This is a genomic window from Kutzneria buriramensis (genome assembly GCF_003387475.1).
Classification (GTDB): Bacteria; Actinomycetota; Actinomycetes; order Mycobacteriales; family Pseudonocardiaceae; genus Kutzneria; species Kutzneria buriramensis.
Genome location: NZ_QUNO01000001.1, coordinates 609,271 through 628,603 on the forward strand (window position 1 = coordinate 609,271; position 19,333 = coordinate 628,603).

Below are 19,333 nucleotides of genomic sequence, written 5' to 3' on the forward strand. Positions count from 1 at the left end.
CGCTTAGCCTCGGTCCATGGGCCTACTGGCGAGTAGCAACGGTGCTTCCGTCGACTATGACGTCGTGGTGATCGGTTCCGGCTTCGGCGGCAGCGTCGCCGCGCTGCGGCTGACCGAGAAGGGCTACAAGGTCGCCGTGCTGGAGGCCGGTCGCCGGTTCAGCGACGACGAGTTCGCCAAGACCTCCTGGGACCTGCGGCGGTTCCTGTGGGCCCCGCAGCTCGGCTGCTACGGGATCCAGCGGATCCACGCCCTGCGCAACGTGATGGTGCTGGCCGGGGCAGGCGTCGGCGGCGGGTCGCTGGTGTACGCCAACACCCTGTACCGGCCGCTGAAGCCGTTCTTCGAGGACCCGCAGTGGGCGCACATCACCGACTGGGAGGCCGAGCTCTCGCCGTTCTACGACCAGGCCAGCCGGATGCTCGGCGTCGTCACCAACCCCACGACCACGCCGTCCGACCGGGTCATGCAGAAGGTCGCCGCCGACATGGGGATCTCGGAGTCGTACCACCCGACCCCGGTCGGCGTGTACTTCGGCGAGCCCGGCAAGACCGTCGCCGATCCGTTCTTCGGCGGCGCCGGGCCGGCGCGGACCGGGTGCACCGAGTGCGGGTCGTGCATGACCGGCTGCCGGGTCGGCGCCAAGAACACGCTCGTCAAGAACTACCTGTACCTGGCCGAACGGGCCGGCGCCAAGGTGCTGCCGATGACCACCGTGACCGGGCTGCGGGAGCTCGCCGACGGCATCTGGCGGGTCGACACCCGGCGCACCGGGGCCCGCTTCGGCGGGCGGTCGTCGATCACCGCCGGCCAGGTCGTGCTCGCCGCCGGAACCTGGGGCACCCAGAACCTGCTGCACAAGATGCGCGACACCGGTTCGCTGCCGGGGCTGTCCGGTCGCCTCGGCGAGCTCACCCGCACCAACTCCGAGGCGATCATCGGCGCCGGCCGGCTCAGCTTCGACCCCGGCCAGGACTTCAGCCGGGGCGTGGCCATCACCTCGTCGATCCACCCCGACGCCACCACGCACATCGAGCCCGTCCGGTACGGCAAGGGCAGCAATGCCATGGGGCTGTTGCAGACCATCGCCACCGACGGCTCGCTGCCCACCGCGCGGTGGCTCCAGTTCCTGCGCTACGCCGTGCGGCACCCGGTGACCACCGCGCGGATGCTGTCCGTGCACCGGTGGAGCGAGCGGACCGTGATCCTGCTGGTGATGCAGAGCCTGGACAACTCGATCACCACCTTCACCCGGCGCGGGAAGCTCACGTCCAAGCAGGGGCACGGCGAGCCCAATCCCACCTTCATCCCCGCCGGGCACCTCGCCAACCAGCTCGCCGCCAAGCACATCGGCGGCGTCGCCGGCGGCACGTGGGGCGAGCTGGCCAACATCCCGCTGACCGCCCACTTCATCGGCGGCTGCGCCATCGGGGCCGACGCCTCGCAGGGCGTGATCGACCCGTACCACCGGGCCTTCGGTCATCCCGGACTGTCCGTTGTGGACGGCTCCGCCATCTCCGCCAACCTCGGCGTCAACCCGTCGCTGACGATCACCGCGCAGGCCGAGCGGGCCTTCGCGCTGTGGCCGAACAAGGGCGAGGAGGACCAGCGGCCCGCCGCCGGGTCGTCGTACCGGCGGATGGCCCCCGTCGCCCCCAAGCACCCGGTCGTGCCCGCCGACGCCCCGGGAGCGCTCCGGCTGGGCTGACTTTTCCGAGCTCGGGCGTGCCGGCGACCCAGGTCAGCTGGTGACCGGTGACGGACTGCGCGGTCGCCTGGCCGACCGGCGACCGGAACTGATCGTTGGGAGACTGCTGGCAACGCGGGCGGTTCCGACGCGTCCTCGGGTCAGGAGGTGTCCAGGATGGCGATCAGCCGGCGGACGTTTTTTCAGGCGGCCGGGCTCGGGGCGACGGCAGTCACGATGTCGGCGTGCGCGACGGGCGGGTTCGGCTCTGCGCCGACGACCACCAGCTCTGCGCCGACGACCACGACGCGGCCGCCGGCGGTGCCGGCGGACTGGAACAAGCTGCGCGGGCAGTTGGCGGGCAAGCTGGTGCTGCCGTCCGATGCGGGGTACGACACGGCGAAGCTGGCCTACAACCCGTTGTTCGACAGCCGGAAGCCGGCGGCGGTGGCGACGGTGGCGAACGCCGCGGACGTGCAGCGGTGCGTGGAGCTGGCGTACGCGTCGAGGATCCCGATCGCGGCCCGCAGCGGCGGCCACAGCTACGTCGGATACTCCACACCGGACAGTGGCCTGATCGTGGACCTCGGCGGCATGGCGAGTGTCGACGTCAAGGACGGCATGGCGACGATCGGCGCGGGTGCGCGGCTGATGGACGTCTACGCAGGCCTGGCGAACGCGGGGCGGTGTCTGCCGGCGGGATCGTGCCCGACGGTGGGCATCGGCGGCCTGACGCTGGGCGGCGGGGTCGGGGTGCTGACCACGAAGTACGGCCTGACCTGCGACAAGCTGGTGTCGGCGCAGATCGTGACCGGCGACGGCAAGCTGCGCACGGTCTCGGCGTCGCAGGACCCCGACCTGTTCTGGGCGCTGCGCGGCGGGGGCGGCGGCAACTTCGGCATCGTCACATCGTTCACGTTCCAGACGGAGGAAGCGCCGCAGCTGGCGGTGTTCCAGCTCCAGTTCCCGGACGGCTCGATGGCGGACGTGCTCGGCGGCTGGCAGCAGTTCATCGGCACGGCGCCGGACGAGCTGTGGACGACCATGGGCGTCTCCGGCGGCAATCCGCCCACCTGCCGGATCAACGGCTGCTTCGTCGGCTCCACGTCCGACCTGAATCCCTTGCTGGACAAGCTGGTTGCCGCGACGGGCGTGCAGCCGACCGACCGGTACGCGCTGTCCAAGTCCTATTTGGACGCCATGAAGTACTTCGGCGGCTGCGCCACCTACTCGACGGCGCAGTGCGCCCCGAGCTGGAACGGAAACGGCGTGTTGAAGCGGGAATCCTTCACCGCAACCTCCCGCGTACTGGCGAAACCGTTGTCCGACACCGGGAAGTTCGCCGAGCTGATGACCGGCCGCGGCGGCATGGACGTGCTGCTGGACAGCATCGGCGGCGCGGCCGCGCGGGTCGGCGTGACGGACACCGCCTTCCCGCACCGCGGATCCCTTGCCACCGCCCAGATCTACCAGGGCTCGACGGCGGAGTCGGCGCGCGCGGCGGTCAACGAGGTGCGCGACAGCCTCGGCTCCCTGATCGGCGACGGCGCGTACGTCAACTACATCGACGCCGGCATCAAGGACTGGGGGACCGCCTACTACGGCCCCAACCTGCCCAGGCTGCGCAAGGTCGCCCAGCAGTACGACCCCGACGGCGTCATGTCCTTCGCCCAGTCGGTGGCCAAGGCGTGAAACGGGGGCTCCCTGGGGGTGCCCCCGTTTCGCTCAGAACTTGACGTTGGTCAGGACCATGACCCGCTCTTCGGTGAAGTCGGCCATCGCCGACTTGAGACCCTCACGGCCGAAGCCGGAGCCCTTCACGCCGCCGTAGGGCATCTGGTCGGCCCGGTACGACGGCACGTCGCCGACGATCAGGCCGCCGACCTCCAGCTCGGAGGCGGCCCGGAAGGCCAGCTGGAGGTCGTGGGTGAACAGGCCGGCCTGCAGGCCGTAGGCGGAGTCGTTGACGGCCGCCAGCGCGGCGTCGGGACCGTCCACAACGGACACCGCGAGCACGGGGCCGAACACCTCCTCGGCCCAGACCTTGCTGTCCGCCGGCACATTGGCCAGCACGGTGGGCTCCACGGTGGCCCCGGCCCGGTGGCCGCCGGCGAGCAGCTCGGCGCCGCCGGCCACGGCCTCGCCCACCCAGGACTCGACCCGTTCGGCGGCGGCGGTGTCGACCAGCGGGCCCACCTCGACGTCCGGGTCGTGCGGGTCGCCGGTGATCAGGTCGCGGACGCTGGCCACCAGCCGCGGCACGAACTCGTCGGCGATCGAGGAGTCGACGATCACCCGCTGCACGGCGATGCAGGACTGCCCGGCCTGGTAGTTGGCGAACAGCGCGATCCGCTTGGCGGCGAACTCCAGGTCGGTCTCCGAGCTCCAGTCGGCGGCGACCACCGCGGCGGCGTTGCCGCCGAGCTCCAGCACGACGTGCTTGCGCGGCGCGGAGTCCATGATCGACCAGCCGACGGGGCCGGAGCCGGTGAACGACACCACCGGCAGCCGCTCGTCCTTGACCAGCGCGACCGTCTCCTCGTTGCCCACCGGCAGCACGGAGAACGCGCCCTCGGGCAGGTCGGTCTCGGCCAGCAGCTCGCCCAGGATCAGCGCGGACAGCGGGGTCCGGGGCGCGGGCTTGACGATGATCGGGGAGCCGACCGCGATCGCCGGCGCGACCTTGTGCGCGACCAGGTTGAGCGGGAAGTTGAACGGCGCGATGCCCAGCACCGGCCCGCGCGACACCCGGCGCACCAGCGCCAGCCGGCCCTCGGCGGCCGGGTCGGTGTCCAGCCGCTGGAGCTCGCCGGTGAACCGGCGGGCCTCCTCGGCCGCGAACCGGAACGTGGAGATGGCCCGGTTGACCTCGCCGTCGGCCCACTTCAGCGGCTTGCCGTTCTCGGCGGTGATCACCTCGGCGAGCTCCTCGCGGCGGGCGGCCAGCTGCTCGGAGACGTGCATCAGCGCCCCGGCCCGCAGGTGGGCGGGCGAGGAGCGGAACTTCACGGCCACGTCGGCGGCGGCCTGCACGGCCCGTTCCACCTGGTCGGGGCCGGGTACGGCGACGGAGGCGACCTCGGTGCCGTCGTACGGGTGGCGAACCAGCAGCTCGGTCGCGCCCTGCTCGGGGTGACCGGCGATCCAGCACGGGCGGGGCTTGGCCTCGATCGCGTCTTCCATGACCACACGATATGACCACCGCACCGGGTCGTGCCGGTGGCCATTGGGTACAACGATCCAGGTCAACCGTGACAAAGTGTCCTGTGCAGGTCGGGCACCGCGGCCGCGTGCGCCCGATACATCTGGTTGTGCTCCTCCGCGCGCTGCGTGACGAACCGCGGATCCTGCTCCACCAGCTCGGCCATCCAGATCAGGTGGGCCGCCAGGTTGTCGGCGACGCCGCTGCGGGTGGCGGCGGAGGCGCCGTAGGAGTCGCAGAACAGCGCCGCGCCGCGAAGCTGCCGGTCCAGCGGCCGGTCCAGGTCCATCAGGGCGAACCGGTACACGCCGTAGGCCACGTCGTACCAGCGCGGCGCGGGCCGCGCCCAGTCGAAGTCGATCATGCCGACGGCGGTGTCGCCGTCGAAGACGAGGTTGTACTGGGCGAAATCGCCGTGGCAGAGGACCTCGGCCGGCTCGATCGCCGGACACTGCCACTCGCCGCCGGCGAAGCCGACCGTGGCGTCGTGATACCGCCGCAGCAGCCGGGCCGCGCTGACCACCGCCTCGTCGCTCATCGGGAAGTGGTGACCAACTTCACCCGGAAGGTAGGAGAGCACTTCCCGGCCCTCGGCGTCGAAGCCGAACGGGACCGGCGCCGAGGCGAATCCGGCCGCGGAAACGTGGCGCAGCAAGGCATGCACGCTCGACGACCACGGCCCCGCCGGCCGGTGCACGCGGTTGTCGATCAGCCACACCGTGTTCAGCCCGCCGCGCAGCTCCACCCGGTGCACGCTAGCCGCGCGCCGAACTGGGAAGATAGCGAATATCCCCCAACCAGGAGGTCCGCTGATCGTGAGCCGACCCGTGCTCGTCGTCGACTTCGGCGCGCAGTACGCCCAGCTGATCGCGCGCCGGGTGCGCGAGGCCCAGGTGTACTCCGAGGTCGTTCCGCACACCGCGACCGTCGCGGAACTCGTCGCCAAGGACCCGGTGGCCATCGTGCTGTCGGGCGGCCCGTCCAGCGTCTACGCGGACAACGCGCCGCAGGTGGACCCGGCCCTGTTCGAGCAGGGCATCCCGGTCTTCGGCATCTGCTACGGCTTCCAGGCGATGGCGCAGGCCCTCGGCGGCGTCGTCGCGCACACGGGTGCCCGTGAGTACGGGCGCACCGAGCTGACGGCCGACGGCGGCTTGCTGCACGAGGACCTGCCGGCGCACCACCCCGTGTGGATGAGCCACGGCGACAGCGTCACCAAGGCCCCGGAGGGCTTCGAGGTGACCGCGAGCAGCGAGGGCGCGCCGGTGGCGGGCTTCGAGAACGTGGACCGGCGCTTCGCGGGCGTGCAGTACCACCCTGAGGTGGGCCACTCCCCGCACGGCCAGGAGGTGCTGCGGCGCTTCCTGCACGACATCGCCGGCATCCGTCCGCAGTGGACGACGGCGTCCATTGTGGACGAGCAGGTGACCCGGATCCGGGAGCAGGTCGGCGAGGGCCGGGCGATCTGCGGCCTGTCCGGCGGCGTGGACTCCGCGGTGGCGGCGGCGCTGGTGCAGCGGGCCATCGGCGACCGGCTGACCTGTGTGTTCGTCGACCACGGCCTGCTGCGCGCGGGCGAGCGAACACAGGTGGAGCGGGACTTCGTCGCGGCGACCGGGGTCAACCTGGTCACGGTGGACGCGCGCGAGCGGTTCCTGGGCGCGCTGGCCGGCGTCAGCGACCCGGAGCAGAAGCGCAAGATCATCGGCCGCGAGTTCATCCGCGTCTTCGAGCAGGCCGCGCAGGACCTCCAGGACAAGGAGCAGTACGACTTCCTGGTCCAGGGCACGCTCTACCCGGACGTGGTGGAGTCCGGCGGCGGCGCCGGCACCGCGAACATCAAGAGCCACCACAATGTGGGCGGCCTGCCCGAGGACCTCCAGTTCACGCTGGTGGAGCCGCTGCGGGCGCTGTTCAAGGACGAGGTGCGACGGGTCGGCCTGGAGCTGGGCCTGCCGGAGACGATCGTGCACCGGCAGCCGTTCCCGGGCCCGGGCCTGGGCATCCGGATCATCGGCGAGGTGACGGCCGAGCGGCTGGAGATCCTGCGCCAGGCCGACGCCATCGCCCGCGAGGAGCTGACCTCGGCCGGCTTGGACCGCGACATCTGGCAGTGCCCGGTGGTGCTGCTGGCCGACGTGCGCAGCGTCGGCGTGCAGGGCGACGGCCGCACCTACGGCCACCCGGTGGTGCTGCGGCCGGTGTCCAGCGAGGACGCGATGACCGCGGACTGGACCCGCCTGCCCTACGACGTGCTGGAGCGCATCTCCACCCGGATCACCAACGAGGTGGCCGACGTCAACCGGGTCGTGCTGGACGTGACGAGCAAGCCGCCGGGCACCATCGAGTGGGAATGACGGGAAGGGCCCCCGCTCGGCAACGCGGGGGCCCTTCCTTTCCTATCTCCGGGCGGATGGTCTGACCGTCCACAACAGAATCAGCAGGCCGACGAGGATGGCGCCGCCGGCGACCAGTCCGGTCACCCCGAACGGCAGGTCGGCCATCCGGCCGTCGGTCAGCGCGTAGGCGGTGGCGAACAGGCCGCCGACGCCGAACAGCAGGCTCACCACCCGGGGTCCGCCCCGGCGCTCCAGGTCAGCCACGGTCGACCTCCACGTCTCCGGCCCCGGCGTGCACGTCGAGGTGCACGGTTCCGACGGCGTTCGGCACGTTCTCGGTGACGTGCAGGCTGACGTCGCGCCAGTCGCCGCGCTGGGTCAGGCAGCGCACGGTGCCGACGTCGGCCGTGCAGGTGACGTCCACGTTCACGTTGGCCGGCAGGATCACCCGGGCGTCGCCGGCGTCCACGCTGACCGACGTCCGCGCCGGCTTTTCCTTGTCGAACTTGAACGACGTGAGGTCCAGTCGCACCTCGCCGAACGACCGCGCGTAGGTGGCGTCCAGCGTGGTGGTCGGCGTCGCCCGCAGGTCTCCGAAGCCGGAACCGCCGCCGTTGGGCGAGTTCGTCAGCGCCACTGCGGCCACGCCGACCAGCACCGTCGGCACGATCAGGCCGCGGCCGCCGCGCACGAACGCGCCGACCACCAGGCCGCCGGCCAGCACGCCGGCGACGATGCCGAGGATGTGTGGCCAGGTCAGCCACGGGTTGTACGCCTTGGTGAAGATCAGGGCCGCCGCGGTCAGCACCGCGATGCCCATGGTCACGCCGCCGACCGCCGAGTTCCGCCGCCGCGGCCGGGTCGCGACGGTGGCGTCGGCCTGGTCGGTGGTGGCGACCTGGGTGGTCTCCGGCTCGTTCGGGTCGTGCAGTTCCCACAGCAGCGGGGACGCGCCCAGCGGGTCCCACTCGGCGGACACCGGCGCACCAGGCGCGTAGCTCGGCGCGGTCATCGATCCCCCTGAGGTCGAGGTCGGGGCGCCGGCCACTCCCAGCCCGGCGCGGTTGCGGTGCAACAGAACGAGCGCGCCGATCAGCGCCGCGACGCTGAGCACGCCGCTGAAGAAGCCGAACTCGCCGCTCCACAGCGCGCCGAACGCCGGCACGCACAGGACGCAGAGCAGGATGGTGAAGCCGTGCGAGACGGAGCTGCGGCCGCGGCCGGCCAGTGACTCGATCGCCGAGGCCTCGTCGTTCTCGTCGGCCAGCGTCAGCCAGCCCAGCAGGTAGAACAGGATGCCGGCGCCGCCCCAGACGGTGGTGACGACCAGTGCCACCCGCACGATCACCGGGTCGATGCCGTAACGCCGCCCGATGCCGGCCGCGACACCGGCCACCATCCGGCCCTGTCGCGGCCGCCTCGGGCGGGTGGCCCAGAAGTCGGACGCCAGGTGCTCGATGTTGATCCCGGAGTGCTTGGTCGTGTTCACGGTGACGAGCATGCGGCCTGCCGGCGGGCCGCGGCATCCGGGAGCCCCCTGAAACAATCCCCGGGCTCGTCCCTGATGGCTGTGCATCACCCCGCGTGTGACCATTTCGGGGTGAGTTCGCAGCTGGCCGAGGAAGAGACCGCCACCCCGGAGGTGTACGCCGTCCGCAGACTGCACCGCAGCGAGTCGCACAAACTCGTCGGCGGTGTCGCCGGCGGTCTGGCCGAGCATCTGCGGGTGCCCGTGCTGTGGGTGCGCGCGGCGTTCACCGTGATGACGGCGATCGGCTTCATGGGCCCGCTGGCGTACGTGCTGCTGTGGATGTTCGCCGCGCAGGCGCCGCCGGGCGAGAAGGCCGCGCCGCCGGACGCCAAGGAGCGCCAGCAGGGCATCGCCATGATCGCCCTGGGCATCGGCCTGTTCATCGTGATCACGGTGTTCAGCGGCTCGCTCGGATCCTGGTTCATCGTGCCGGTCACGGTCGGCGTGGGCGGCGCGGCGCTGGTCTACCGCGAGGCCGACGAGGCGCAGCGGCGCAAGTGGCGCGACGGAGCCAAGTCCGGCGTGAGCGGCTTCGTCGGCACCGGCAGCACCCAGGCCAAGATCCGGCTGATCGCCGGCGTGGTGCTGGTGTGCGGTGGCGTCGCGCTGTTCCTGTTCCAGCAGATCTCGCCGGCCCTGCTGCCGCCGGTGTTGCTGGCCATGCTCGCCACCCTCGTCGGCGTCGGCGTCATCACCGTGCCGTGGTGGCTGCGCCTGGTCCGCGACCTGGACGACGAGCGGCGGGCCCGCATCCGCGACCAGGAGCGTGAGGAGATCGCCGCGCACCTGCACGACTCCGTGCTGCAAACGCTTGCGCTGATCCAGAAGCAGGCCGAGAACCCGCGTGAGGTGGTCAAGCTGGCCCGCGGCCAGGAGCGGCAGCTGCGGACCTGGCTGTACGGGCCGACCGGCTACGGCCGGGGCCGGGCGCAGGCCGCCGAGGCCAACGAGGCGGCCGACGTGCCGGTCACCTTCGGCACCCTGCACGAGGCGATCGCGGTGGCCTGCGGCGAGGTGGAGGACACCTTCGGCGTGGCCGTGGAGCAGGTCGTGGTCGGCGACTGCCCGATGGACGTCCGGCTGACCGCGCTGGTGCAGGCCGCCCGCGAGGCGATCGTCAACTCCGCCAAGCACTCCGGGGTCGGCGAGGTCAGCGTGTACGCGGAGATCGAGCCGGACACCGTCACGGTGTTCGTGCGCGACCGCGGCAAGGGCTTCGACCCCGAGCAGGTGTCGACCGACAGACACGGGCTCGCCGACTCGATCAGGGGCAGAATGGACCGGCACGGCGGGAAGGTCCGGCTGCGCACGTCACCGGGGGAGGGCACCGAGGTGCAGCTGGAGATGCCCCGCAAGAAGGAGGCCAAGGCATGACCACACCCGAGCAGCAGGAGCGCAAGCCGGTGCGGGTGTTCCTGGTCGACGACCACGCGCTGTTCCGCGCCGGGGTGCGCGCCGAGCTGGCCGCGCACGGCGACGACGTCGAGGTGGTCGGCGAGGCCGGGTCGGTCGGGGAGGCCGTCGCCGGCATAGCCCACCACCGCCCGGACGTCGTGCTGCTGGACGTGCACATGCCCGACGGCGGCGGGGCCGAGGTGCTGCGCCGGGTCCGGCCGGCCAACCCGTCGGTGGTGTTCCTGGCGCTGTCGGTGTCGGACGCCGCCGAGGACGTCATCGCGGTCATCCGCGGCGGCGCCCGCGGCTACGTCACCAAGACCATCTCCAGCCAGGAGCTGGCCAGGTCGGTGCGCCGGGTGGCCGAGGGCGACGCGGTGTTCTCGCCGCGGCTGGCCGGCTTCGTGCTGGACGCCTTCTCCGAGCGGCCGGGCGCCGCCCCGATCGCCGACCCCGAGCTGGACCTGCTGACCCCGCGCGAACGCGAGGTGCTGCGGCTGCTGGCCCGCGGCTACGCGTACAAGGAGATCGCCTCCGAGCTGTACATCTCCGTGAAGACCGTGGAGACGCACGTGTCCAGCGTGCTGCGCAAGACTCAGCTGTCCAACAGGTACGAGCTGTCCCGCTGGGCCACCGACCGCCGCTTGGTGTGACGGCCGTACGACTCCAGCTCCAGCTCGAGGGTGTCGATCACGTGCGCGACGGTGTGCGTGCCCTCCGGGCCGCCGCCGCTGTGCACGCCCTTGCGGGGGTGCCAGAAGACCGCCAGCACGGCGACAACCGATGACCCGATGACCAGTGCCCACAACATGCCCACGCTCCCCGTTCCGGTCCCATTCCAGCCAACGGATCCGGGGAGCGCCCGGTTCAGTGTTTCTGCCGCGCGTTCCGCGCGGGGCGGGTTCGCCTCTGAGCCGGTGCCTTCCCTCGGCTGAGCTCGATCGATGGACCGACTCGATCGAGCTCGGCCCGCGGTCCGGGCACCGGCGCGAACCCGCTACTGCACCGGCTGCCGGATTGCGCTCGGAACCGACTCCTCGAGCTCTTCGACCGCTGTCGGGGCCGGCGTGCGCTCCTTGCGCTTGGTCAGGCCGACGCCGACCAGCACGATCGCCACGCCGGCGACCTCACGCAGGGTCAGCGCCTCGTGCAGGAAGAGCACGCCGAGCAGCACCGACACCACCGGCAGCAGGTAGGCGACCATCGCGGCGGCGGTCGGGCCCTCCTTGGCGATCTGCGCGTGCTGGATCAGGAAGGCCAGGCCGGTGCCGAACACGCCCAGCACGCCGACGGCCAGCAGGCCCGGCACGTCGAAGTGGATCGGCTGGAGGCCGTTGAACGGCAGCACCAGGGCGGCCATCGCGGTGGCGGTGAGCATCTGCGCGGCGGCCAGGCCGCCCGGCTCGACGCCCTTGTTGGCCAGGAACCGGCCGGCGTAGACCACGGCCGCGCCGTAGCTGGCCGCGGCGACCAGGCAGACCGCCGCGCCGCCGAGGTTGATGCCGGTCGCCTGCCATGGGGAGAAGATCAGCAGCACGCCGGCGAAGCCCAGCAGCACGCCGAGGACCGTGTTGAGGCTCACTCGCCGGACGCCGCCGAACAGCAGTGTGCACGGCACCGCCCACAGCGGCATGGTCGAGTTGATGACGCCGGTGAGCCCGGAGTCGACCGTCTGCTCCCCGATGGCGAACAGGGTGAACGGCAGCACGTTGCCGAGGAAGACGTAGACGACGAGATGGCCCCACATCCGGGCGCCGCGTGGCAGCCGGCTGCGCCGGACCGCGGCGATGGCGCATAAGACGATCGCGCCGAGCGCGACGCGGGCGAAGACCATCTGGGACGGCGCCAGCGCGTCCAGGCCCAGCTTGATCCACAAGAAGCTCGAGCCCCAGATCAGGGCGAGTGAGATCAGTCGGAACAGGCTCCCCGGAGTTGTCACGGCAACAAGTCTGCGTCGGGCAAAGCATCAGAACAAGTGAATTAAACTTCAAAACCTTTAAGCCACGCTGTAAGATCTGAGCATGCTCGACGTGCGCAGGATGCAGGTGCTCCGGGCCGTGGTGACCAGCGGATCCATCACCGCGGCCGCGACCAATCTGGGCTACACGCCGTCCGCGATCAGCCAGCAGATCTCCGTGCTGGAGCGGGAGGCCGGGCTGCCGCTGCTGGAGAAGGTCGGCCGCGGCGTGCAGCCGACCGCCGCCGGCAAGCTGCTCACCGACCACGCCGGCACGATCGCCGACAACCTCGCCGAGGCCGAGCGGGCGCTGGCCGACCTGCGCGAGGGGCGGACCGGGCGGTTGCGCGTGCGCTACTTCTCCACCGCCGGCGCGGCCCTGGTGCCGGGCGCGGTCGCCGAGTTCCGCAAGCAGCATCCGAGCGTGCAGCTGGACCTGGCCAATGTGGAGCCGCTGGACCCCATCCACGAGGCGGCGGCCGGCCGCGCCGACGTGTCCATTGTGGTCGTCGCCGACGGGAAAACCCCGCAGCTGAATGGAATCCAGCTCGTGCATCTGCTCGACGACCCGTACTCCGCGGTGCTGCCGGCCGGGCATCCGTTGGCCGACAAGGAGGTTCTCGACCTCGCCGACCTGGCCTACGAGCCGTGGGTGGACAACGAGTACTACCACGCGTCGAGCTGGACGTGCCGGCAGATCCTGTTGGACGCCTGCGCGTCGGCCGGCTTCAGCCCGAGCTTCTCCTTGCAGTGCAACGACTATCAGACCGCGCAGGGCTTCGTCGCCGCCGGCCTGGGCATCAGCATGGTGCCGAAGCTGGGGCTGGGCACCGTGGTGGCGGGGACGGTCGTGCGGCCGGTGCGCCATCCCGAGCCCGTGCGGCACATCTACGCCGCCGTGCCGGAGTTCACCGCCGACCAGCCGGCCACCGCCAGCCTCATCCGCTGCCTGCGCGCCGCCGCCCGCCGCACCGCCTGACCGCCCCCATCAGGCTGGTGCTGAGTCATGCGAGGCCCCGCCGACGCTTCGCCCGGTTGGCGGATTTCGATCGGCCGCCACCCGGCGCACCCACCAAAAAGCCGATGCGGCGGATCGAAATCCGGCAAGGGCGAGGCGTCGGCCCCAAAGGGGCCGAGCCGCGACGCCGGAGGCGGCGCCAAAGACTCAGCTCAGCGGGCTGGACTGCTGGCTGTCGATGAGCAGCGAGTTGCTGCCGTCCTGCTGCACGAGCGTGAAGACGTCGGCTTCCTTGGCGGTGGAGCCGTCCTTCTTCTGGTACGTCAGCACCGCGGTGACCTTGTTCTTGCCGACGGCGGTCACCTTGGTCGCCTTCACCGCGTCGATGCCCGACCAGAACTGCCGGTAGCCGTCCGGGCCGCCCGCGCTGTTCTGCATGTTCTGGCTGAGCCGCTGGAACGCCTCGTCGGTGTTCTCCGGCAGCAGCTCGAAGTAGCCCTGCACGGCCTTCACGAGGTCGTTCTGCGACGGCCCGCTCGTGGTCGTGGTCGTGGTGGTCGAGCTGGTGGTCGTCGTCGTGGTGGTGGGCGTCGTCGTGTCCGCGACCGGCGCCTGCGACGGCGTGATCTGCGTCGTCACCGTCGGCGGAGTGGTCTGCGTCTGGGTGTTGGTGGCGGCCCGGCTGTTGCTGTTGGCGATGGCGTTGGCGACCAGGATGCCCACCACGGCGGCGGCGACCACGGCCAGCGCGGCCAGCAGCATGGGCCGCTTGGACGACTTGCGTGGCGTCGGCGGCATGGACTGCTCGCCGGGTCTGAGCCCGGGCGGCCGGGTGTTGGGGCCGGAGCCCATCATGCCGGGGCCGCCGGTCATCGTCCCCGGCGCGACGCGGGTGGACTGCCGGTCGAACGGCCGCGCGTCCAGGCGGGTCGGGGCGGGCCCGACCGGCTGCGGCGGGGCGATCTGACGGGTGGTGCCCGGCGCGGGTGGCGGGTTGACCCGCCAGGTCTGCGCGGACGGCGACGCCAGCAGCGAGGGCGGCACGGGACGGCCGGCTGCGACGGCGGCCAGGCCCTCGTGGGCCTGCCGCATGGTCGGCCGCTCCTTGGGGTCGGCGGCCAGCAGGCGCATCAGCAGCGCGTGCAGCGGACCGGCCTGCCGGGGCGGGTTGACCACGCCGGCGGCGACGAGGTGCAGCAGCGCCAGCGTGTTCTCGTTCAGACCGAACGGCGGCTCGCCCTCGACCGCGGCATACACCGTGGAGCCGAGCGAGAAGACGTCCGACGGCGGCCCGGGGTCGTAGCCCTTGGCCACCTCGGGCGCGAGGTAGGCGGGGGTGCCGGCGAGCATGCCGGTGGCCGTCACGGTCACGTCGCCGGTGGCCCGCGAGATGCCGAAGTCGGTGATCTTCACGACGCCGTCGTTGCCGATCAGGATGTTGCCGGGCTTGATGTCCCGGTGCACGATGCCGGCGGCGTGCGCGGCGTCGAGCGCCATCGCGGCCTGGGCCAGCACCCGGGCGGCCTCCTGCGGCGGCATGGTGCCCCGCTCGGCCAGGATGGCCGACAGGCTCCTGGACGGCAGGTACTCCATGATCAGCCAGGGGTTGCCGTCCTCCTCGGCCACGTCGTACACGGCGATCGCGTGCGGGTGCTGAAGGCGGGCGGCGATGCGGCCCTCGCGCATCGCGCGCTGCTTGGCCTCGTGCGACTCGGCCGCGCTCATGCTGCTGTTGAGCAACAGTTGCTTGACCGCGACCGTGCGCTGCAGCCGCTCGTCACGGGCGGTCCACACCACGCCCATCGCGCCGCTGCCGATCCGGTTGGTCAGCCGGTACCGGCCAGCGACCAGACGACCGTCGTCAGTCACGGATGCAGTCTCTCCTCGGTGCGCTGGTCGGCGGCTGGCGTGCTTGGCCCGCCGTCCATCCGGCAGGACAGGTACCCAGGTTAGGGGGTCAGCCTGTCAGTCCCCGGTCAATCCGACCGTGCGCTGTGACACGCCACTCAACTCGTCAGCCAGTATTCCATGGCTCGGCGGCTGTCACCCGTTTGGAGGATTTTCTGATCAGCCGAGCAGGCCCGACACCGTGCCCACGATGCCGTCGAGCAGTCCGTTGTTGGAGGTCGACGGGGGCGGCGTGCTGTTGTTCGACGAGTGCCCGCCGTTGGTCGGCGTCGAGGGCGGCGTCGAATTGTTGTTGTTCACGCCGCTCGACGGCGGAGTCGACGACGGGGCGGTCGACGAGGCCGGCGGCGTGTCCGAGGAGCTCGGCGGCGGCGTGTCCGTCGTGGTGGTGGGCGGCGTCGTCGACGTGCCGCCGCTCTGCTGCTGCGCCTTCTGGTTGGCCTGCACGTACGGCGCCACCCGCGGCTTGGTCGTGGTGGTCGCGGCCGCGCCGCCGGCGCTGTTGTCCTGGGTGACGGCCTCGGTGCCGCGGGGCGCCAGCGGCGCGTCGAGGGCCTGCCCGTGCGGGCCGCCGCCGTCCACCACGGTCAGCGGCACGCCGCCACCGGCGTTGCTGCTCTGGGTGTCGGCGTTCTGGACGTGCACGATGCTCGCGGCCACGGCGCCGCACAGGGCGGCCACGCCGGCGGCCGCGGCGGCGATCTTCGGGGCCTGCTTGCGGCGCTGCTCGCGGGGCAGGCGGCCCTCGCGGCGCAGCAGCTCGCGGATGTAGATCTCGCGGCTGGGGGTGTCGTCGCAGGACGGCGTCTCGACGGTCTCGGCGTCGATCAACGCGGTCTCGGGCTGCGGGTCGGCGCCGCGCCGGATCTCGGTGTAGCCGGCCTCGGCGTCCATGGCCTCGACGTCGATCGGCGCGTACAGCGTCTGCTCCTCCGGCGCGTGCGGGTTGTCCAGCACGGGCAGCGGGAAGCGGTCGGTGTCGGGGCTGACGCCGGCGACGAAGGGGCGCACGTCGTCGGCGCGCTCCTCCACGTACTCGTAGGCCTCGGAATAGCCGGTGGCCGCGTACGGTTCGTCGAGGTAGTACTCGTCCTGGACGACGGGGATGACGTCCGTCGTCTCGCAGGCGGTGGGGGCGTCCCACTGCGGCTGGGAGACACGCTGCTCGCCGCGATGGCGAGCGAGGAGCTCGGAAACGGGGATCTGCCGGGTGGCAGTGGTCGTGCCCACCCTTGTCGCGTCCTCGTACACCGTCTCGTCACCTCTCCGTCGGATCACTGACCGTGGTTTTGATACCGGATCAGAGGAGAGGCGTCACCAGTTCGGGGTAGAAGGCGCACAGATTTGAGCTACTTAGTGCAGCCTTGAGCGGCCAAATGGCCCAACGGTATGCCGGCAGTTGCCGATTCGATGCCCACCTGTGACCTGGGGGCTGAAACGCCCGTGCACGCGGCCGCGTGCGGGGCCCGGCGGCCCCCGGCGCTGCGAAGATCAACTGTCCGACGTGGATCAACCCTGCTGGGCCGAGAGCACCTTGGCGTCGATGATCTTCGGCTGGCTGCCGCCGTCCACCCGCAGCAGCTGCTCCACATGCAGCCAGCTGCCGTCCGCCTGCTGGATGCCGATGACGCCGAGCACGGTGCCGTCCGGCATCGTCTCCACGCGCTCCGGCCGCACCGCCCGCACCGACGACCAGGACCGGATGAATCCGGTCGGGTCCAGGTCGGCCAGCGAGCCGCCGATCATGGCCAGCGCGTCCCGCGGATTCTCCGCAACTGTGTTGTAGAAGTCGCGGACGACGTCGACCGGGCTCTGGGCCGGGCTCGCCGGCAGCGCCCGACCGGTGGCCGCGCCCGATGCCGTCGGGACGGAGGACTGGTCAGTGGTCGGGGACGCGCTCAGCGGCGCCACCGCCTTCTCGCCGGCGACCTCCGTGGCGAGGACGTCCGGGCGCAGCGCGTCTCCTCCGGACAGCGGCTGCGGCTGCGGGGCCAGCGCCTGGGCGGAGGCCCGGGTCGGCCGCGAGTCGTTGGTGATCAGCGACGCCGCGGCGATCGTGCCGGCCAGCGTCACGGCGCCGACGAGCACGCCGAGCAGCTTCATCGCGGTGCTGGTGTGGGGCTCGCTGTCTTCGGGCAGGCCTTTGCCGCCGAGCAGGTCGGTGAGCAGACCGTCGGTGGCGGCCTCGTCCTCGGCCAGCACGCGCACAGAACCCGGCTGCCGCCGGATCAGGTCGGCCACGCTGACCGAACCGCCGCGGCTGTGCCGCCTGCCGCCAGCAGGACGCTCCACGGACGTCTCCTCGAGAAGCCGATGCCGAAGATGGGGACCGTGCACTCGTACCGGGCTCGACCCGGTACCGGCCAGTTCTGGCGCAGAGTTCACCGCTTCGAGGCCCCCGTGACTAGACACCTTCACCCGAAGGAATGAACCTCGTTGCAGAGGTTTTCATTCCGGTCACCGGGTGACGGGGGTGTCCTGACTGATCAGCGGCAACGCCCCGGTGGTGAACGCCAGCACGTGCTGCTCGCTGGTGGTGGTGCCGTCCTTGTGCGTGACCAGCACCGTGTTGATGGTGATGCCCTTGGCCGGGTCGATGGTGATGCCCTGCACCTGCACCGACGCCACGTCCTGATAGCGCTGCTGCAACGCCGCCTGGCCGTCCGCCTTCAGCGCCCCCGAGGTCAGCTGGTAGGCCTCGCCGACGTCGGACGTGACGGCGGCGAAGAAGTGCTGGGTCTGCTGGGCGATCTTGCCCGGGTCCACCACCGGGTTGGTCGTGCCCGGCACCGTGGTGATCGTCGGCCGCGGGCCGTGCGTCGACGTGGCGCTGCCCGTGCCGGCGCCTCCGGCGGCCTGTGGCCGCCCGGCGGCGCTGCCCGTGGCCGCCACCTCGCTCGGGGCGCCCGGCGGCAGCTGCCGGTCCGGGGACACCGTCGTGGTCGTCGGCAGCGGAACCTGGAGGGCGTTGCCCGGGAACGACTCGATCTGGGTGCGCATCCGCGACGGGCCGACCAGCAGCGCGCCGACGATGAGCAGGGCGACCAGCGCCGCCACCGAGGAACCCACGGAGAACCAGGCCGCCCGGCGCCACTTGCGCGGCGGGGTGACCGACGCCGGCACCGTGCCGATGCCGAACTTGCGCAGCCCCACCGGATCCGTGTCCACCATCGGGTCGATGTCGCCCGGCGGCACCGCCGGCAGCGGGATCGTCGGCTCGTCGCACGGGCGGACCACCACCGGTCGGGCGTGGGCGGCCCGCAGACCGGCGCGCGGCGACGGGAGCGCGCCCGACCCGGACGCCACCCGTCGGTGCCGGCCCCGGTCCTGTGCGCCCGCCTCGCTGCTCATGCTCTTCAAGACCCTCCCGGGCGTCACGCCTGACGCGGAAATCCCGTCTGGACCGCTCCAGTGGGGATCAGCCGTCAGAAGACATCACAGTAGGGCGTGAATCAGCGGCGGGCGTGCCGCGTCCCACTGCCGTGCCGGGTTACACCCGGTCGAGTGAGAGTGGTGACTACTGGTCGCTTCCGCTGTTGAGCTGTCGCCGCGCGTCCTGGAGCCCGCGCAGGGCCGTGCCGCCCGCGCCGACCGCCACGATGATGGCGATGATCTCGAGGAACACGTTGCCGGTGGCCATCAGCAGCGCCAGCAGCGCCGCCACGGTGACGATGCCGGCCTGGGGCCAGCGGGCGCGCACCCACTGGGCGATCGGCGCGCCGCCCGCCCTGCGGCTGGCGGCCGACCCGAGCACGAACAGGTATCCGTCGTAGCCGGCCGCGGCCACCAGGCTGGCCAGGGCGATGATGACGGCGATGAACTCCATGGCACCAGTGTGCGCGGTTCGGCGCCCGCGGGCATCGGTGACATCCCGGAGAACCCCCTGGCTCGTGCGCCGCGAGGCCCCGCCGGTGCCTGGAGCGGTTGCTGGATTTCGATCGTCCGCCACCCGACGTGCACGCCGCACGAGCCGACGCGGGCGATCGAAATCCAGCAAGCGAAGGCACCGGGTCCGAGGGGCCTCGCCGCGCGCGGAACGCGCGCCATGTGACCGTCACCTCCCCAGTGGGCCCCGCCCCATGCGCAGCAGGATCAGCGCGATGTCCTTGCCCTCGGGGCCGAGCTCCCGGTAGCGGGCCAGGATGTCGATCTCCCGGTTGTGCACGATCTTCGTGCCGCCGTTGGCCATCCGGACCTTTCCGACGATGCCCGACACCTCGGCCCGTCGCCTGACCAACCTGATGATCTCCGCGTCCAGCTGGTCGATCTCCTGGCGCAGCGCCGGGATGTCCGGGGCGTCGGTGGTGTCCGGGGTCGGCTGCTCGCTGACTGGCGTGCTCACGTTCGTTCCTCCGT

Annotated in this window: 18 protein-coding genes; 6 read left to right on the forward strand and 12 right to left on the reverse strand. The window is 71.7% G+C overall.

The genetic code is table 11. The features are described 5' to 3' along the window. Positions 1-16: 16 nt before the first annotated feature. Positions 17-1,708, forward strand: coding sequence for an FAD-dependent oxidoreductase (locus BCF44_RS02945; protein WP_116172463.1), 1,692 nt, complete (start codon positions 17-19; stop codon positions 1,706-1,708). 156 nt (positions 1,709-1,864) lie between these two features. Next, the gene (locus tag BCF44_RS02950; protein ID WP_116172464.1) at positions 1,865-3,379 is read left to right on the forward strand and encodes an FAD-binding oxidoreductase; all 1,515 of its coding nucleotides are present in this window, start codon (positions 1,865-1,867) and stop codon (positions 3,377-3,379) included. Between the two features lie 33 nt (positions 3,380-3,412). Here the strand turns inward: BCF44_RS02950 and BCF44_RS02955 are convergent, their stop codons facing one another. Further along, on the reverse strand, positions 3,413-4,870 hold the full coding sequence (locus tag BCF44_RS02955) for an aldehyde dehydrogenase family protein (RefSeq protein WP_116172465.1): 1,458 nt from the start codon (positions 4,868-4,870) through the stop codon (positions 3,413-3,415). Positions 4,871-4,932: 62 nt separating this feature from the next. Continuing rightward, entirely contained in the window at positions 4,933-5,634 is a 702-nt protein-coding gene (locus tag BCF44_RS02960; RefSeq protein WP_116172466.1) for an aminoglycoside phosphotransferase family protein, read from the reverse strand. Positions 5,635-5,701: 67 nt separating this feature from the next. Here BCF44_RS02960 and guaA point away from each other — a divergent pair, with 67 nt between their 5' ends. Beyond that, positions 5,702-7,246: a glutamine-hydrolyzing GMP synthase gene (gene guaA, locus BCF44_RS02965; protein WP_116172863.1), complete on the forward strand. Its 1,545-nt coding sequence runs from the start codon at positions 5,702-5,704 to the stop codon at positions 7,244-7,246. A 42-nt stretch (positions 7,247-7,288) separates the two neighbouring features. Here guaA and BCF44_RS02970 read toward each other — a convergent pair whose 3' ends face one another. Further along, on the reverse strand, positions 7,289-7,492 hold the full coding sequence (locus BCF44_RS02970; RefSeq protein ID WP_116172467.1) for a hypothetical protein: 204 nt from the start codon (positions 7,490-7,492) through the stop codon (positions 7,289-7,291). After that, positions 7,485-8,717 (reverse strand): PspC domain-containing protein, encoded by a 1,233-nt coding sequence (locus tag BCF44_RS02975; RefSeq protein WP_170217306.1) that lies wholly within the window; start codon positions 8,715-8,717, stop codon positions 7,485-7,487. The genes BCF44_RS02970 and BCF44_RS02975 overlap by 8 nt, the downstream gene beginning before the upstream one ends. Before the next feature lie 111 nt (positions 8,718-8,828). Between BCF44_RS02975 and BCF44_RS02980 the strand changes: the two genes are divergently transcribed. Both BCF44_RS02980 and BCF44_RS02985 read left to right on the forward strand, forming a co-directional pair. Beyond that, positions 8,829-10,133 (forward strand): ATP-binding protein, encoded by a 1,305-nt coding sequence (locus tag BCF44_RS02980; protein WP_246014790.1) that lies wholly within the window; start codon positions 8,829-8,831, stop codon positions 10,131-10,133. Beyond that, a complete protein-coding gene (locus tag BCF44_RS02985) occupies positions 10,130-10,807 on the forward strand; it encodes a response regulator (protein ID WP_116172470.1) in 678 nt (225 codons plus the stop codon). The genes BCF44_RS02980 and BCF44_RS02985 overlap by 4 nt, the downstream gene beginning before the upstream one ends. Here BCF44_RS02985 and BCF44_RS02990 read toward each other — a convergent pair. Then, entirely contained in the window at positions 10,750-10,965 is a 216-nt protein-coding gene (locus BCF44_RS02990; protein WP_147328374.1) for a hypothetical protein, read from the reverse strand. The two genes, BCF44_RS02985 and BCF44_RS02990, sit on opposite strands and share 58 nt — an antisense overlap. Before the next feature lie 186 nt (positions 10,966-11,151). Further along, positions 11,152-12,093: a DMT family transporter gene (locus BCF44_RS02995; RefSeq protein WP_116172472.1), complete on the reverse strand. Its 942-nt coding sequence runs from the start codon at positions 12,091-12,093 to the stop codon at positions 11,152-11,154. Positions 12,094-12,175: 82 nt separating this feature from the next. On the opposite strand from BCF44_RS02995, the gene BCF44_RS03000 reads away from it, so the two are divergent. Continuing rightward, entirely contained in the window at positions 12,176-13,090 is a 915-nt protein-coding gene (locus BCF44_RS03000) for a LysR family transcriptional regulator (protein WP_116172473.1), read from the forward strand. 186 nt (positions 13,091-13,276) lie between these two features. Here BCF44_RS03000 and BCF44_RS03005 read toward each other — a convergent pair whose 3' ends face one another. The 6 genes from BCF44_RS03005 to BCF44_RS03030 form a co-directional block, all read right to left on the reverse strand. Then, positions 13,277-14,938, reverse strand: a complete 1,662-nt coding sequence (locus BCF44_RS03005; RefSeq protein WP_116172474.1) for a serine/threonine-protein kinase — start codon at positions 14,936-14,938, stop codon at positions 13,277-13,279. Positions 14,939-15,136: 198 nt separating this feature from the next. Next, positions 15,137-16,207, reverse strand: a complete 1,071-nt coding sequence (locus BCF44_RS03010; protein WP_116172475.1) for a hypothetical protein — start codon at positions 16,205-16,207, stop codon at positions 15,137-15,139. 279 nt (positions 16,208-16,486) lie between these two features. After that, positions 16,487-17,269, reverse strand: a complete 783-nt coding sequence (locus BCF44_RS03015; protein WP_116172476.1) for a hypothetical protein — start codon at positions 17,267-17,269, stop codon at positions 16,487-16,489. A gap of 165 nt (positions 17,270-17,434) precedes the next feature. Next, entirely contained in the window at positions 17,435-18,328 is an 894-nt protein-coding gene (locus BCF44_RS03020; protein ID WP_116172477.1) for a hypothetical protein, read from the reverse strand. 166 nt (positions 18,329-18,494) lie between these two features. Further along, positions 18,495-18,803 (reverse strand): hypothetical protein, encoded by a 309-nt coding sequence (locus tag BCF44_RS03025; protein WP_116172478.1) that lies wholly within the window; start codon positions 18,801-18,803, stop codon positions 18,495-18,497. A 228-nt stretch (positions 18,804-19,031) separates the two neighbouring features. After that, on the reverse strand, positions 19,032-19,319 hold the full coding sequence (locus tag BCF44_RS03030) for a chorismate mutase (RefSeq protein WP_116172479.1): 288 nt from the start codon (positions 19,317-19,319) through the stop codon (positions 19,032-19,034). Between the last annotated feature and the right edge of the window lie 14 nt (positions 19,320-19,333).